10 protein-coding genes and 1 tRNA gene are annotated in these 14,705 nt (G+C 58.1%); 2 read left to right on the top strand and 9 right to left on the bottom strand.

Going from position 1 to position 14,705, the window contains the following annotated elements; translation table 11 throughout:
• Positions 1–26: 26 nt before the first annotated feature.
• From ABJI08_RS17300 to ABJI08_RS17315, 4 genes are all read right to left on the bottom strand, one after another.
• Positions 27–995, bottom strand: coding sequence for a Gfo/Idh/MocA family oxidoreductase (locus ABJI08_RS17300; protein WP_348403102.1), 969 nt, complete (start codon positions 993–995; stop codon positions 27–29).
• A gap of 63 nt (positions 996–1,058) precedes the next feature.
• Positions 1,059–1,997 (bottom strand): hypothetical protein, encoded by a 939-nt coding sequence (locus tag ABJI08_RS17305; protein ID WP_348403103.1) that lies wholly within the window; start codon positions 1,995–1,997, stop codon positions 1,059–1,061.
• Positions 1,998–2,075: 78 nt separating this feature from the next.
• A complete protein-coding gene (rpoH, locus tag ABJI08_RS17310) occupies positions 2,076–2,972 on the bottom strand; it encodes an RNA polymerase sigma factor RpoH (RefSeq protein WP_348403104.1) in 897 nt (298 codons plus the stop codon).
• A 246-nt stretch (positions 2,973–3,218) separates the two neighbouring features.
• The gene (locus tag ABJI08_RS17315) at positions 3,219–4,250 is read right to left on the bottom strand and encodes an RluA family pseudouridine synthase (RefSeq protein ID WP_348403105.1); all 1,032 of its coding nucleotides are present in this window, start codon (positions 4,248–4,250) and stop codon (positions 3,219–3,221) included.
• On the opposite strand from ABJI08_RS17315, the gene ABJI08_RS17320 reads away from it, so the two are divergent.
• Complete coding sequence (locus ABJI08_RS17320) at positions 4,249–4,542, top strand: DUF6476 family protein (protein ID WP_348403106.1); 294 nt, start codon at positions 4,249–4,251, stop codon at positions 4,540–4,542. The genes ABJI08_RS17315 and ABJI08_RS17320 overlap by 2 nt on opposite strands.
• 31 nt (positions 4,543–4,573) lie before the next feature.
• Here the strand turns inward: ABJI08_RS17320 and ABJI08_RS17325 are convergent, their stop codons facing one another.
• From ABJI08_RS17325 to ABJI08_RS17345, 5 genes are all read right to left on the bottom strand, one after another.
• On the bottom strand, positions 4,574–6,313 hold the full coding sequence (locus tag ABJI08_RS17325) for an adenylate/guanylate cyclase domain-containing protein (RefSeq protein ID WP_348403107.1): 1,740 nt from the start codon (positions 6,311–6,313) through the stop codon (positions 4,574–4,576).
• The gene (locus ABJI08_RS17330; RefSeq protein WP_348403108.1) at positions 6,313–11,193 is read right to left on the bottom strand and encodes a PKD domain-containing protein; all 4,881 of its coding nucleotides are present in this window, start codon (positions 11,191–11,193) and stop codon (positions 6,313–6,315) included. The genes ABJI08_RS17325 and ABJI08_RS17330 overlap by 1 nt, the downstream gene beginning before the upstream one ends.
• Positions 11,194–11,198: 5 nt before the next feature.
• Entirely contained in the window at positions 11,199–13,556 is a 2,358-nt protein-coding gene (locus ABJI08_RS17335; protein WP_348403109.1) for a FecR domain-containing protein, read from the bottom strand.
• A 245-nt stretch (positions 13,557–13,801) separates the two neighbouring features.
• A tRNA-His gene (locus ABJI08_RS17340) sits at positions 13,802–13,878 on the bottom strand.
• A gap of 43 nt (positions 13,879–13,921) precedes the next feature.
• Entirely contained in the window at positions 13,922–14,413 is a 492-nt protein-coding gene (locus ABJI08_RS17345; protein WP_348403110.1) for a GNAT family N-acetyltransferase, read from the bottom strand.
• A 71-nt stretch (positions 14,414–14,484) separates the two neighbouring features.
• Between ABJI08_RS17345 and ABJI08_RS17350 the strand changes: the two genes are divergently transcribed.
• Positions 14,485–14,670, top strand: a complete 186-nt coding sequence (locus ABJI08_RS17350; protein WP_348403111.1) for a DUF6324 family protein — start codon at positions 14,485–14,487, stop codon at positions 14,668–14,670.
• Positions 14,671–14,705: the final 35 nt, after the last annotated feature.

Below are 14,705 nucleotides of genomic sequence, written 5' to 3' on the forward strand. Positions count from 1 at the left end.
TGAGCGTTGCCCAAATCCCGACGCGCTCAGGCCTCTGCCAAAACCATATCAATCATCTTCTGCGTGCCCCGCGCCTGCTCCAGAGGCCACGCATACGCGGTCCCATCCATCAAACTGCGCCCAAAGGCCTCAACTTGCAGCACATACTGGTTCAGACCCGGAAACCGCTCCACTCTAATCGTTTGATCCGGATAGGAAATCTTAACCTCGGCCTGATCAAATACTGTAGCATTGAACGGGCAGTTCAAACTCATAACTGCCTTCGTGCCGTGAAAAACATAGCTCTGATGGGGCGCCATGCGGATCGCGGTATAGCCCTGATAAGTAAACCCCGGGAACCGGAAACTCATATCGGCAAATACATCATAGCCGTCCTGCATCTCAACTCGGGCATAATCCAAACCCTCAGGCTCCAGCCCGGTCACAAACCGCACACCACCCATCACATAGACGCCAATATCGCGCAGACCGCCGCCGCCCACATCTGCCTGATTGCGAATGTTATTCGCATCATCATTAAAATAGGAAAACGCCGCACTCACATGTCGCAAATCTCCAATCGCACCTTCACGCAACAACTGCCGCGCTCGTTGCCATTGTGGATGTTGCACAATCATATAAGCCTCGGCGGCCAGCAACCCGGCCCGATCCCGCGCCGCAATCAGCGTGTCAATTTCGGCCACATCCATACCAACCGGTTTTTCACACAGCACCGCCTTGCCAGCCTCCAACGCCTTGATGGACCAGTCGACATGCATGTGATTGGGCAGCGGTACATAAACCGCATCGATTTCGGGATCGGCCAGCAAAGCCTCATAATCCTGATGCACCTTTAAGCCCGAAGAAATCGCGCGAAAACCAGCGGCTTTTTCAACACTCGACGTCGCCAACGCCGTCAACTCTGCTCCTTTGGCCGCGTGAATAGCAGGCGCCATAAACTCTCTTGCAAAATTAGCCGCGCCCAGAATGCCCCAGCGTACAGGTGTGTCCGACATCGTTGTTCCTCCCAGATTGGCTTACACCCTAAGACGGGTCCGTCATCTGCACAACTGGGCCAGCTAGGACATCTCGTACCCGGTGCCAATCACACGCCGCAGCACCTGCTCGGCCACGTCATCGCGCCCGGCATCCACACAATTTTTGCCAAAATACCAATACAGATACTTGGCATATACCCGGCCCGAAACTTCATTCCGCAGCGCTTGCGTTAGCGCCTCGCGATCCTGCGCAACGATGGTTAAATGATGAAAATCCGCCTTACCGCACAATATCACCGGCTTTCGATGCAAGAACGCTTCGATCCCCACTGCGGAATTGATCGTCACCACCCGCACACAAGCCGCTAGAATATCGTGGATATTCCCCTGACTGATCACCAGCTGAGGATAGCGTTTTTGCACGTCCAGCAACCGGTTGAAAATGTCCTGATCCATCTCAAGCGGATGCGGCTTGACCACAACCGGTCCGTCCCGGGCTTCCAGGGTTGTCTCCAGCATCGTCCAGCGATCCAGATAACAGGTTTCGCCCAGGTCGCGGTCGGCTTCGCTTTGAAAAAACACCGCCACCGCGCCCTCCGGCAACTCCTCAGGGCTGCGCGGCTGATCATAACGGGAATCTCGTGCTGTCACCCAACGGTCGCGCAGCTTTCCGAAAAACGGTTTGACCTTGGGACTGTCGATTTTAAAGGGTCGGAACTTCTGATCCCCAATCGACGAAAACGCCCGGACACCGCGCGGATCAAGGTTCCAGAACGGATAGATATACGCCACACCTGCATTCAGCGCCCGCGAATGCTCAACGCGACCATGGTTGAAAATATGAAACTTCCGATCACTTTCGATGCGGGTGATCGCTATGGCGCGATCGATGCCCTCGAACGCCCATGGCACGTCCAACCGGTCCAGCCCCTGCCCCAGTTTCCGATAGAACGGCAACATCTGGGTGTCGTCTTCCAACCAGCTTTGCGGCACGTGCAGGACCAGACCCCGGTCACCCATATAAATCGTCCATAAAAAAGCCTCTCGCGCCAGTTGCGCAAGAGGCTAAGGTCTTTTGATCACGCTGCCAAGTCGCGTTTATGTGGTTGCGAGCATACCCTTGGACGCCGCCAACTCGCGCATCCGTTTTTGCAGCTTTTCAAACGCACGCACCTCAATCTGGCGAATGCGTTCACGGCTCACGTCATACTGACCGCTCAGTTCTTCCAGCGTTACAGCTTTTTCCATCAGCCGACGCTGAGTCAGGATGTCTTTTTCTCTGTCATTCAACACATCCATCGCTTCGCTCAGCAACTCCCGGCGCGCCGAAAGCTCATCTTTGGCTTCATAATCCGACGCCTGATCAGCGGTTTCATCTTCCAGCCAATCCTGCCATTCCATCGTGCCTTCGCCGTCAGAACCAACCTGAGCATTCAGCGACGCATCCCCTCCTGACATGCGACGGTTCATCGAGATCACTTCGGTCTCGGTCACACCCAGATCATTGGCAATCCGTGCAACATTTTCCGGGCGCAGGTCGCCTTCTTCCAGCGCACCAATCCGCGCCTTGGCTTTGCGCAGATTAAAGAACAGCTTTTTCTGCGCGCTGGTGGTGCCCAGCTTAACCATCGACCACGACCGTAGGACATATTCCTGAATGCTCGCGCGGATCCACCACATGGCATAGGTCGCCAGTCGGAATCCTTTTTCGGGGTCAAATTTTTTGACAGCCTGCATCAAACCCACATTGGCTTCTGAAATCACCTCAGCCTGCGGCAGGCCATAACCGCGATAACCCATGGCTATCTTGGCGGCGAGCCGCAGGTGGGAGGTAACCATTTTATGGGCAGAAGGCGCATCTTGTTCTTCTACCCAGCGCTTAGCCAGCATGTATTCTTCTTCAGGTTCCAAAAGAGGGAACTTGCGGATTTCCTGAAGGTATCTGTTCAGTCCGCCTTCGGGTGTCGGGGCGGGAAGGTTTGCATAGTTGCTCATGTTACTCGGGCCTCCCAATGTTTATATCATTAACATTAAGGTAATATGTTCCACTGCACCTTCAAGAGGCGTCGCAGCATTTCTTTAATAAAAGACTAAGTTAACGTTCGGTGTTTTGTTAGGGCACAGGCCGCTTCTTCACAGCCATGTGCAGATTGTGACGGATTTTCAAAGCCGCGCCACCACCAATTCCAACGATTTTCATGACAAAGGCCGTAATAATAGTAGTTTACGGGCGCATTTATGTCACCCGATATGCCCTAAAGACTGTAACAAGTCCTGCATATCGTCGGGCATTGGCGCTTCGAATCGCAACATTTCGCCACTGACGGGATGCTCAAAACCCAATATTGCCGCGTGCAACGCCTGTCGCGCAAAACTGCGCGTCGCTGCCACACCGCCCGGACCAATGGCCTTTTCTGACAATTTGCGGCGCCCACCGTAGACAGGATCACCAATCAGGCCATGCCCGGCATGTGACAGATGTACCCGGATCTGATGCGTGCGCCCGGTTTCCAGCCAGCATTCGACCAAAGCCGCAACCGCAGGCGTGCCAAACCGTTCGACAATCCGCACGCGCGTGATCGCATGACGCCCACCTTCAAACAACACGGCCTGACGCTGACGATCTGTCTTGTGACGCGCCAGCTGGGTGGTGACACGCATAATGTTGCCGCTTTCAAAGCTCACCCCACGCACCCCACGCAATCGCGGATCATTGGCGTCCGGCACCCCGTAACACACCGCCCGGTAATAGCGTTCCACACTGTGCGCGGCGAACTGATCCGCCAGCCCCTGATGGGCCTTGTCGGATTTGGCCACCACCAGCAAGCCACTGGTTTCTTTATCAATTCTATGCACAATCCCGGGACGTTTCATTCCGCCCACACCCGACAACGTGTCGCCGCAATGATGCAACAACGCATTGACCAACGTTCCGTTTGGCGATCCCGGCGCCGGGTGCACCACCATGCCAGCGGGTTTGTTCACCACAATCAGATCGTCATCTTCGAACACAACGGTCAGCGGAATGTCTTCGGGGCCAATATGGCTCTCTTCGACCTGCGGCACCGTGATCTCTACCGTCTCGCCACCGGCCACCTTGTAGCGCAGATCGCGCACCACGACCCCGTCCAGCCGAACCGCCCCCTCTTCGATCAGCCGCGCCAGACGCGTGCGCGACAACGTCGCTTCCACTGGCACATCGCGCGAAAGCGCCTTATCAAGGCGCTTGGGCGGGGCCTCTGCGATAACAAAGGAAACAGTTGCGTTGGACATGGATCAGTCTCCGGAACCGGTTGAACCGGCCAATCTGAAGTTCTTGCGCCTGTTGGTGACAGGTCTGACAGGGGTGATGATTGTCGGGCTTTTAGTGATTGTTGTCCTGATTGTCATGCGCTTCCGTGACACGGGCCCGGTATTACCCGAAGAGATCGCTTTGCCCGAAGGCACACGCGCCCACGCAGTCACTGCCGCCGAGGGATGGTTTGCCGTGGTCACAGACGACAATCGCATCCTGATCTATGACCGCATCACCGGTGCCTTGCGTCAGGAAATCGACGTCAAATAGCGGCCACGCGCCCCGGCAACCTAACGAACAGTCACACGCTGCTTTGCTCTGCGACGTCTTCGGCATCAAAATTGGCAAGGAAAACCGGCACGGGTTCGGCATATCCCTTCAGCGCGACCGGGGCCTGCTGATCCACCACCAGATCCAGATCCACCAGATCAGAGGTCGAGCGATCCACCATCACCTGCCACGGCCCCGCCTTGGAACACAAACGCGCGGCAAGGTTCACGGTTGATCCCAACACGGTGTAATCCATCCGCTGACGTGCGCCCATCGCGCCCAAAACCACCGCACCGGATGCAATGCCAATACCAACCGCCAGTTCCGCGCTGCCATCCTGACCACCAAAATGTTGCGCCAGCGTATCGCGGATCTCGACGCCACAACGCACCGCACGATCTTCTTTGTCATCGCCCACGAACATCGCCATCAGCTCGTCCCCGACAAACTTGTCGATATCCCCGCCATGTTTCTCGACAATCCCGGACTGCATCTCGAAATACCGGTTCAGTACTTCAATCACCTCTTCCGGCGTCACGGTTTCAGAAAACGCCGTATAACCACGAATATCTGAAAACAGCATGGTCACGTCGCGCCGCACCCCGCCCCGTTTGATGCCCTCGCCTTCGCGGGCCTGAATGGCGCTCACGGTTTCATGGCTGACAAACTTCATCAGCTCTAACCGTTCGCCCAACTGGCCCGCCATCGTGTTGATGCGCTTGGCCAGGTCGCCGATTTCATCGCGCGACCGCACCTTTTGCACACGGGCCGAAAAATCGCCCTCACCAATGGCGTCCGCCACACGCCCGATCTTGACAATCGGCCCGGTCAGCCCGCGTGAGAATATCAACGCGGCCGCCGAAGCCGCAGCAAAGCCCAGCGCACCGACAAGGAAAATTCGTTCCATCATCTGGTTGATCACGGCATAAGCGTTGTCTTCGCTAAGCTCGGTGATCACAGCCCATGGGAACCAGTCGGGAAACGCATAAGCACCCAACATCGCCGTTCCGTCCGGGCGCGTGTATCCTTCCAGCGCATCTGCCCGTGCCCCCGCCACAATCAACGGCATGGCCGAGGCGACAATAGCACGGTCCATGATCACTTCAGGATCGTCCACCAGGGCACGGCGTCCGGCATGATCGACAATGGTGATCTCGCCGCGTTGATTGAACGGATGGCGCTCAAACGACGTACGCAGCGACCCCAGATCGATCCGCGCCACAAGCGTCAGCTTGCGCCCGGCAATCTTTGTGTTCATCGGCAAGGCCAGCGTGGCGATCCAATCCCCGGTTTCTTTGATCTGGCGGATCAGCGGACGTCCGTATTGGCCGGTGCCTTCGATGCTGGCAATCAGATCGCCGGATGCCGCCAGTTCGGCCATCGGGTCCATACCAATTTCCGCCAGCTTATGCGCGAACTCCTGGTCCGACACCATCATTGGAACGTCAGACCCCTCGACGCTCAACTGCAGCGCAACAACGCCTTCCAGCTGCTCGATCCCCAGCGTCAGCAGCGACACCTTTTGCGCCACATCCAGCTCTGGATTGTCCACTCCAGACCGGATCACCGCCAACGGAGCCAGCCAACGACCCTGATAATAGCTGTCAAACTCTCCCCGCACCTGCGCCGCGACGCCGGTCAGATCTTCGTTGGCCGCGCTTTTCAGCTCGTCCCGCGTGATCTGGACAAGGTTCTGCCCCACCAACGCCAGCGGCACCACCGCCACCAGCGCTGCAAACAGGAAGAACTTAAGCGGTAGTGGAAACCGCATCAGTTGCCGGTCTCACGCGCCCGCGCCGTGATCTGCGCTGTATCCGTGGCCACACCACAGGCCAGACCCGTACTGTCACGCGCTGTGACCGTCACGGTATAGGTGCCCGCACTGGCATAGCGATGGCGCGACACGGCGCCCGCGACGTTGGTCTGGTCTCCGAAATCCCACTTGATCAACAGGCCCTGACCATCCGGGTCGCTGGCCCCACTGGCGTCAAAGCGCAGCACATCATGTGCCGCCCCAACCGGCGTTTCACGGTCCGGTCCGGCATCCACCTGAGGCGCGCCGTTGACAAGGATCGCCGCCATATCGGTGCCGGTGTTACACATGGCGCCGCTGTCATCCACAACGCTCAGCTCGACATCAAGCTGTCCGGCGGTGTCAAACGCCCGGCTGACTTCAGCGCCCTGCAGTTCCACACCATCCGAGAACCGCCAGACCCATTGCGTGATCTGCCCGTCCGCATCATGCGCGCCTGCACGGAACGTGACCTGTTCGCCCGGACATACCGTGCGGTCCGGCCCTGCATCAGCCTCTGGCATCGCATTCACCCGCGCATAGACTTCTTCGCGGTACACAGAATTGGCCAACCCGCGCCCGTCATCGGTGGTCACAGCCACCGGATAAAGACCCGGCTTGGCAAATGTATGTTCCTGCGTGGGTCCGGTGCCGGACTGACCATCGCCAAACTGCCAGTCAACGCTGACACCTTCTGCCGTGGACACCATCCACGCCTCAGGCACGCCCGCACACAAGGCAGGTGGTGTTTCCAGACCTGCAATAGGCACAGGGTTCACAACCACATCCCGCTCCAGCACAACGACGCTGTTATCCACACCGGCGTCATCCTGCACTGCTAGGCGCAGCTGGTACGTGCCCGGCGCGTCGTAACGATGGCTGCCCGCAACACCGGTTCCGGTTGTGCCGTCGCCAAAGTCCCATGCGAAATTCGTGATCACTCCGTCCGCGTCTTCGGTGCCGCTTGCGTCAAACGTCACCAGCTCACCAACCGCCAGCGTGTCCGGCCCGTCGATGTTTGGCTCCGGTGGCGCGTTCACGAAAACCTTGTGGCGCGTGACCAGCTTGCCGCAATCCTGCACCCCGCCCTCAAGCGTGGTCTCCAGAGTTGCCAGATAGATGCCGGGTTCTTCAAAGACATGGCTCACAGACGTGCCCTCTGCCGTGCCGCCATCCGAAAACGTCCAGTTATAGGCCACCGGCTCGCCGGTATCAGGCTCGTTCCCCAACACCACGGCGAAATCGACAGGCTGCCCTGCAGGCGCCCGCTCCACCGCATCAATCGACTGGCTGCGCGCCGCCAACACGGTCACATTCACGACGTCAGTATCCAGCGGGCTGCATTGCCCCTTGGCATCGCCGGTTATGGTCAGCGTCACCGCATAGGTGCCAGACCGGTCAAAGCTTTTGACAGGTGTTGAACCACTGGCCCGGCTGCCATCGCCAAAGCTCCACTCAAACGCGTTCACAGAACCATCCGCATCGGTCGAGCCGGAACCATCCATACGGATTTCCTGATTGACACAGACCGTCATGTCCTCGCCCGCATTGGCGATCGGGCCTTCCTGAACAATGACCGCAATCCGGTCCATGTCAGTGCCCCGTTTGGACCCGCTTTCATCCGCAACGCTCAACGTCACCGGATAGGTGCCCGGCATTTCGTATATCTTCGATGGGTTCACAATATCAGCGCCGGACTCGTCTCCGAAATCCCAAGCATAGCGCAGCAGATCACCATCCGCATCGCTGGACGCAGACGCGTCAAACAGGATCGACTGCCCTGAACACACGTCGCGATTGCCCCCGGCATTCGCCACGGGCGGTGCATTGATGATCACCGTTGTGGCGTCCACATCGCGCGCATTGGCCAACCCTGATCCATCATCCACCCGCAACGTCACCGGATAGCGCCCGGCCCGTGGGAAAACATGCGCAACTTCCAACCCGTAAACGGGGTCTGACCCATCGCCAAAGTCCCACATATAAACAAGGTTATCTCCATCTGCGTCGCTGGAGCCATTGGCATTCAGCTGAACCAGCAACCGGTCAGTATCCACCACCGGACCGGCATCCGCCTCGGGGCGATGGTTCACATGGATGGAAACCGTATCAGTTGCGGTGCCATTGGCCACACCGCTGTCATCCAGCACCACCAGACGCGCGTTGAAAATCCCCGCCGTGGGCCATGCCCGCTCAATCACCGCCGCTTCCAGCGGTGTCTGCAAATCGTCAAACTCCCAGCGATACCCGGCCAGCTTGCCATCCCGGTCAAACGAGCCGCGCGCGTCAAACCGAATGGTCTCATCCGGCGCGATCAACACATCCGGCCCGGCCTCGGCCACCGGTTGCGCATTCACGGTGATCAGCACTTCGGATTCGTCGCGCGCCCCGCCGCCTGCGAAATCATCTGTGACTTCCAGCAGAATGCGATGCAGCCCCGGCTGGTCCAGACTATGCGCCACCCGCTCCCCGGGTTTGGTAGTTCCATTGTCAAATCGCCAGACATAATCGGCAATGCGCCCGTCCGGGTCCACCGAGGCCCCGGCATCCAGCACAAATTCCTCGCCCGGTGCCACGGTCAGCGCCGGTCCTGCATCCGCAATGGGGGATGCGTTCACCGTCACGCGCATGGTGTCGCGATGCGTGCTTTGTGGCGCGCCGCTGTCATCCTTGACGGTTAAAGCCACCTGATATTCGCCGGGACGCAGATAAGAATGCACCGGGTTTGAACCCTGCCCTGTGCGCCCGTCTCCGAATTCCCAGAGGTATTGCGCAATCTTGCCGTCAATATCGCGCGACGCTGCGCCGTCAAACTGCACATCTGATGCGGTGACAAACTGATCCGGCCCCGCTTCGGCAATCGGGCGCGTGTTCACAACCACTTCGAAACGCGCCGACTGAGTCGCTGACTGCGTGCCTGAATTGTCGATTACTGTCAGCGTAACTTCGTAAACCCCCGGGCTGGCCCAGGCGTATTCCGCCGCCTCGCCTTCGCCCATCGCGCCGTCGCCAAAGTCCCACAGATGGCTCAGGATCACGCCGTCCGCGTCTCGCGATTTGCGGCCATCCATCAGCACCGCTTCGCCCACGGCAATGGGGTCCATTGGCCCCTCGATCACCGGCTCAGGTGGTGCGTTCACCTTAATGGTCAGCCGATCCTGCGTGGTGGCGTTGGATACATTGCTGTCATCCGTCACCGACAAGGCCACACGATACACGCCCGGCTCTGTGTAGACATGCGTAATGCGCGGGCCATCCAGCTCGGTGCCGTCGCCCATATCCCAAACGTGATCGCGAATGGCACCGTCTACGTCATAACTTGCCGATCCGTCCAACGTCACTGCGCGCCCAACAATGGTGCTCAGATCCGTGCCCGCCTCGGCCACAGGTGGAAAGTTCACATTCACAATCCGGGTCGCAACGCCAAAGTTGCACGGATGGTTGCTGTCATCTGTGACCCGCAACACTGCCCGATAGGCACCCGGCTCTGCATAAGATTTGTCCGCCGTGGCAGTATTGGCTAGCGCGCCATCACCAAAGGTCCACAAATATCGCGTGATCGGGCTGTCGCTGGGCACAGAACTGCTGGCGTCAAACGGGATGAAATCCCCCGGCGCAACCGTGATCGCATTGCCTGCCACCGCACGTGGCGCCACCCGCACATGCACCGGCACCAAAGCCTCATTGCCGCGCGCCGCCCGTGTTCCGGGTTCCTGCACGCGCAACCGCACATCATATCGTCCGGGCATCAAATAGCTGTACACAATGACCGGCTCTTGCGAGAAACTACCATCGCCATAATCCCAGCGATAGGACAGCAACGGATCCGCAGCATCATAGCTGCCGTCAAACGCCACCGATGCACAATCGGCCAGCTCACGCACCCGCGGTAACGCATCAGGGCGTTCAGGCTGAGGCACCTGCCGCGGTGGCATGGTGATCGGCAACGCCTTACCGGCCTGATCAAACACGCTCAGAGTGATGTCATTGGGTGTTTCAAATCCACCCTGAAGTGTGATCGCCAGAAAGTCTTCTTCCGGCTTCACCTGTTCAGAGGCCCAGGTGTCCTGACCCGAGGCACGCAAGCGAATGTCGGAATACATCCGGTTCAACCGCAGATCACCCGCTGCACCGTCAAAATTTTGCACTGTCAGCGGCCCGCCACCGGGGTTCATCAGCTCAACCCGCGTGCCAATCGATCCGCCCGGCCAGCGAATAGTCGGCTGATAGGCCACCATCTCAAGGCCTTCGGGCCGGCGATGCACATCCCGCGACAGGCTGACATCGACGTTAAATCCGTTGCCATCGTCGCCGTCCACGCCCAGCACATCCAGCCGGAACCACGCCCGGTCTCCGATCACTTCGCCCTGACGCGCCCGAATGGACCCCAGCGACACCCATTCACCATCATATTCGGTTTCACTGACAAATGTCTGTTCGCGCAGCACTTTGCCCGGCATCTCAGCCAGCAATTCGGACTTTTTGACCTTGGTTGGCCGCGCGCCGGACTCTACGGGCACGGGCATGTCGATACCACTAAAGGCACCCTCACCGCCAACCACGCGGTACTCCGTTTCCGTGTTGCCATAACGGCCATAACGGAAATCATGCTGACCGCTCATCTCCGGGTCAAATATCCGGACGTAAAACCGGTCTTTTAGTCCCTTGGGAACACTAAAGAAAACCGTTTCCTTGTGGTCAATATCACCTTCGCGCGTGGGCGCCAAAACGCCATACACCACCAGCAATCCCTGATCTGGCGGCGGCGCTAAATCCTGCGCAGAGCCTCCCCCGGCAAGTCCGGTTACAAGCGTCGCGTAAAGCCCCAGCCGCACCAGTCGGCGTGTCAGTCCGTTCATCCCCATCACCGGATAGCCTCGTTTCCTGCATAATCCTGCACAATCACCTCAACGAGGCTTACGTCACCGCTGGCCGCGGGCAGACTTGCCCGACAGATGCCGCCAGCGCTATCGCAGCGCAGATATCCTTCAAATTCTTCGTCTCCGACCTCGATCAGATACGGCGCCGCCTGACGCAGGCCGGACGCATCACGCGCCTCAACCACAATCTCAATCGGACCATTATCACCCCCGGGGCGCGTCACCCGCGCGTCCAGAATTTCGGGTGGTTCAAGGTCCAGAACCGTCTCAACCACCAACAACCCGGCATTGCCCGCCGCGTCTTCAACCCGGAACTCAAACACATTGGTTCCCGGGGACAAGTTCACCTGCGTGGCAAAAAAGCCGTCAAAAATTTCAAGATCTTCACCGCTCAGCGTCGCCGTGACCGCATCCCCGACCAACCCAGTCAGGTCCAGCAGATCATCGGTTGTGGCACGCGGCGGAGGCACGTCCAGCGCAATTTCCGGCGCCACACTGTCGCGCTGCACCTCAAAGGCCACCTGACCCAGCGGGCTGCCGCCCTGCGACACCACTTCCAGCGAATATCCTGCAACGGTCTCGCTCACTGGAACCGTAATGCCCAACGCACCGCCGCCACCCACGCGGGTGCGGCCAACGTCTCCGCCAGCGCCATCGCGTAATACAACTTCCAATCCGACCTGCGCCGTTGTCGTGGCCATCACGGTCATTTCGCCTGTGCGGCTCACCAAAACATCGCCCGAGCGTGGCATATTCTGATCCAGCGTAATCTCTGCCGCCTTACGTGGTTCGTACAGCACCTGACGCCGTTTCTGCGAGGTGTTCCCGGCCGCATCCGTCGCCACAATCAACAACTGGTTGTTGCCCGGCACCAGAACGCTGGCAATCAGGAAACCGCCATCATCTCCGACATCCACATTGTCCCCGTTCAACGTCAGGCGCACGCCATGTTCTGACGCGCCCAACACCTCGACGGTGCCGGTTTCAAACTGTGCGTTTTCACTAGGGGCAAACAACGTCAGGAACGGCGGTGTGTCGTCAATCCGAAGCTCAAACTTGCGCGTTTCGCTCCACTTGCCGGGCAATCCCAGCTTGTCCAGCGCCGCCACCCGCCAGTAATGCACACCGGGATCTAGGTTTTCGACGCGAAACGATGTCGGCTTAATGCCCCATTCAGTTGACAGCATCCGGTTGAACCCCGGGTCCGCCGCCACTTCAAACCAATAACCCGCCGCGTCAGAATACTCCTGCCAGACCAGATCAACCGCATTGCCATACACATCCGCCCTGTCCTGAGGCGACGACAACAGCGTGCGTTCTAACACTTCGGCGCGCGCGGTTTGCCCATCCCGGGAAATCACCACGCCCTCATCTTTGCCAAGCGTTACGTTTTCCTGCCCGGAGGCGATGTCCAGCTCGGCGGAATCGTAATTCACAAACAACGCATTCTGGTCGTCATTCTTGATCCAGAAATCATCGGATTCCGTGGTGGTCTTGATCCCCGGAACGTCAATTTCAAAACTGTCGCGATCCGACAGCTGGTTCAACAACGCATAAAAATCGCCGTTTGACAGACTGACCTTAGTGACTTCTTTCCCCGTCAGCGGGTCCGACCGCATTCTTTGAATGGTGGCGTTGGAATTGGGGTTCAACCGTAACCGGCTCAGATCGCGGAATGTGACCTGCGTGGTCGAGTTGGACAAAGTCCGCAACCGCTCAAATTCCACCAGAATGTCATTCAGCGACCGGTCCGACCATGCCGCCTCGGCAGGATCGCGCCCTTCGACATCACCGTGAATATCAGTGATCAGCGCCTCAGCGGCCTTGTCACGCTGGGCAACCGCAATATCAAACGCCTCGGTCGCGGCCACGGTGGCGGACCCGGAAAAGGCCACAACTTCACGCCATTCGCCCTCGCCGCGATGCACGACTGCAGTTTCCCGGTCGTTGATCGCGCTGCCAATCTCGTTGGGCGCGAACAACCGCGCGCCTTCGGCTGTCGCCTTTTGAATGGCCACCAAAGACGTCATCAACGCGCTGTCAGCCGCTGCAACCTGGCGCACCGGCATTTCCAGCACAGTCCCGGGTGTCAGATCAGCCGGAGAGGCCATTTGATTGATTTTCAGAACGGCGGGCCAAAGATCGGGATCATTCAGATATTTGGCTACAAATTCGCGCAGGGTTTCATCGCCCGAATATCGCACCTGTTCATAAGGTGCCGACAAAGGGTCGGTTTCCGCGCTGACCGGTAGCCGGGCACTGCCAATAACAACTGACAACGCCAAAATGGCCAATAACAGGGCGGTACGTATACTCCGTTTAAAGTCTGCAGGACTAATCATTCCTGCACTCCCACTGTTGAATACGCGACTAAAAATATTCCGTTCGCAAGTTCACATGGTTCGGCATCTGTGGGATTTTAGCAAGGTTTTTCATAATTCTGCCACATTCCCCAACATTAACGGAAACAGTAACGGCGCAATTCAAATCATTGAACTCAAACAAGAAACAGAATGACATCAAATCGCCGCGATTGGCCATTTGAAAAGCCCATTCGGACCTGTACTTCGACATATTGAGAGTAGTTTGGTACCGCCTCCCCGGCTTGAACGGGGGACCCCTGGTTCCACAAACCAGTGCTCTAACCAACTGAGCTAAGGCGGCACGCAAAGGCGATTTAATCCGCAATCACGACGAATGCAAGCGTCTAAAATGCAATTTCCCAAGTTTGTTCGACCAGGTCGACACCAAAGCTTGTCACTGGTTTTGACGCCGTCAGCGACCACCCATTCGCGGCATACAGCGCACAGGCCGCCGCGTGGCTTTCATGAGTCCACAGACGCATTCCATGATAGCCTTTGTCGCGTGCAAACCCCATGCACGTGTCCAACATACGCCTGCCCAGCCCAAGCCCCCGCGCCTCTGGCAGCAGCATAAAAAGCCGCAGCTTGGCATATCCCTGCACGTCCCCCCGCACACAGAAAATACTTCCCAGCGGTATACCTTCCTGTTCGGCCACCCAGCCATGCTCACAAGTCGGATCACAATCCCTCAGGAAATCCTTCAGGATTTGCTCCACCAGCACACCAAAGCTCTCATCAAACCCTTCGTCTCGCGCATAAATTTCACCATGCACCTGCACCAACCAGCCCAGATCGTCTTTCGTGAACGCGCGCAGCTTCGTTTTGTCCGAACTCATAAGAGGCCCTCACACTTCTTGCCAATTGCCGTCTTTCAGGCTACCCGAAACACAAGCACAGGAGAACCGCAATGGGCATCAATACTGAACGCGACGTAGAAGCCAATCTTCAGATCGGCCCAACCGATCAGGGATTTGTCCGTATCTTTGTGGAGGCCGGCGACGCGGAAATTCCGATGGATTTCTCTCCTGAAGAAGCGCGCGAGATTGCAGAAGAGATTTTGGCCGCCGCCGCCACGGCCAGCCTGATGACCTGATCACCGTCCGGCCTGACATTTCTGACAAAATCGGC

This window comes from Shimia sp., from assembly GCF_039969785.1.
Taxonomy (GTDB): domain Bacteria; phylum Pseudomonadota; class Alphaproteobacteria; order Rhodobacterales; family Rhodobacteraceae; genus Shimia.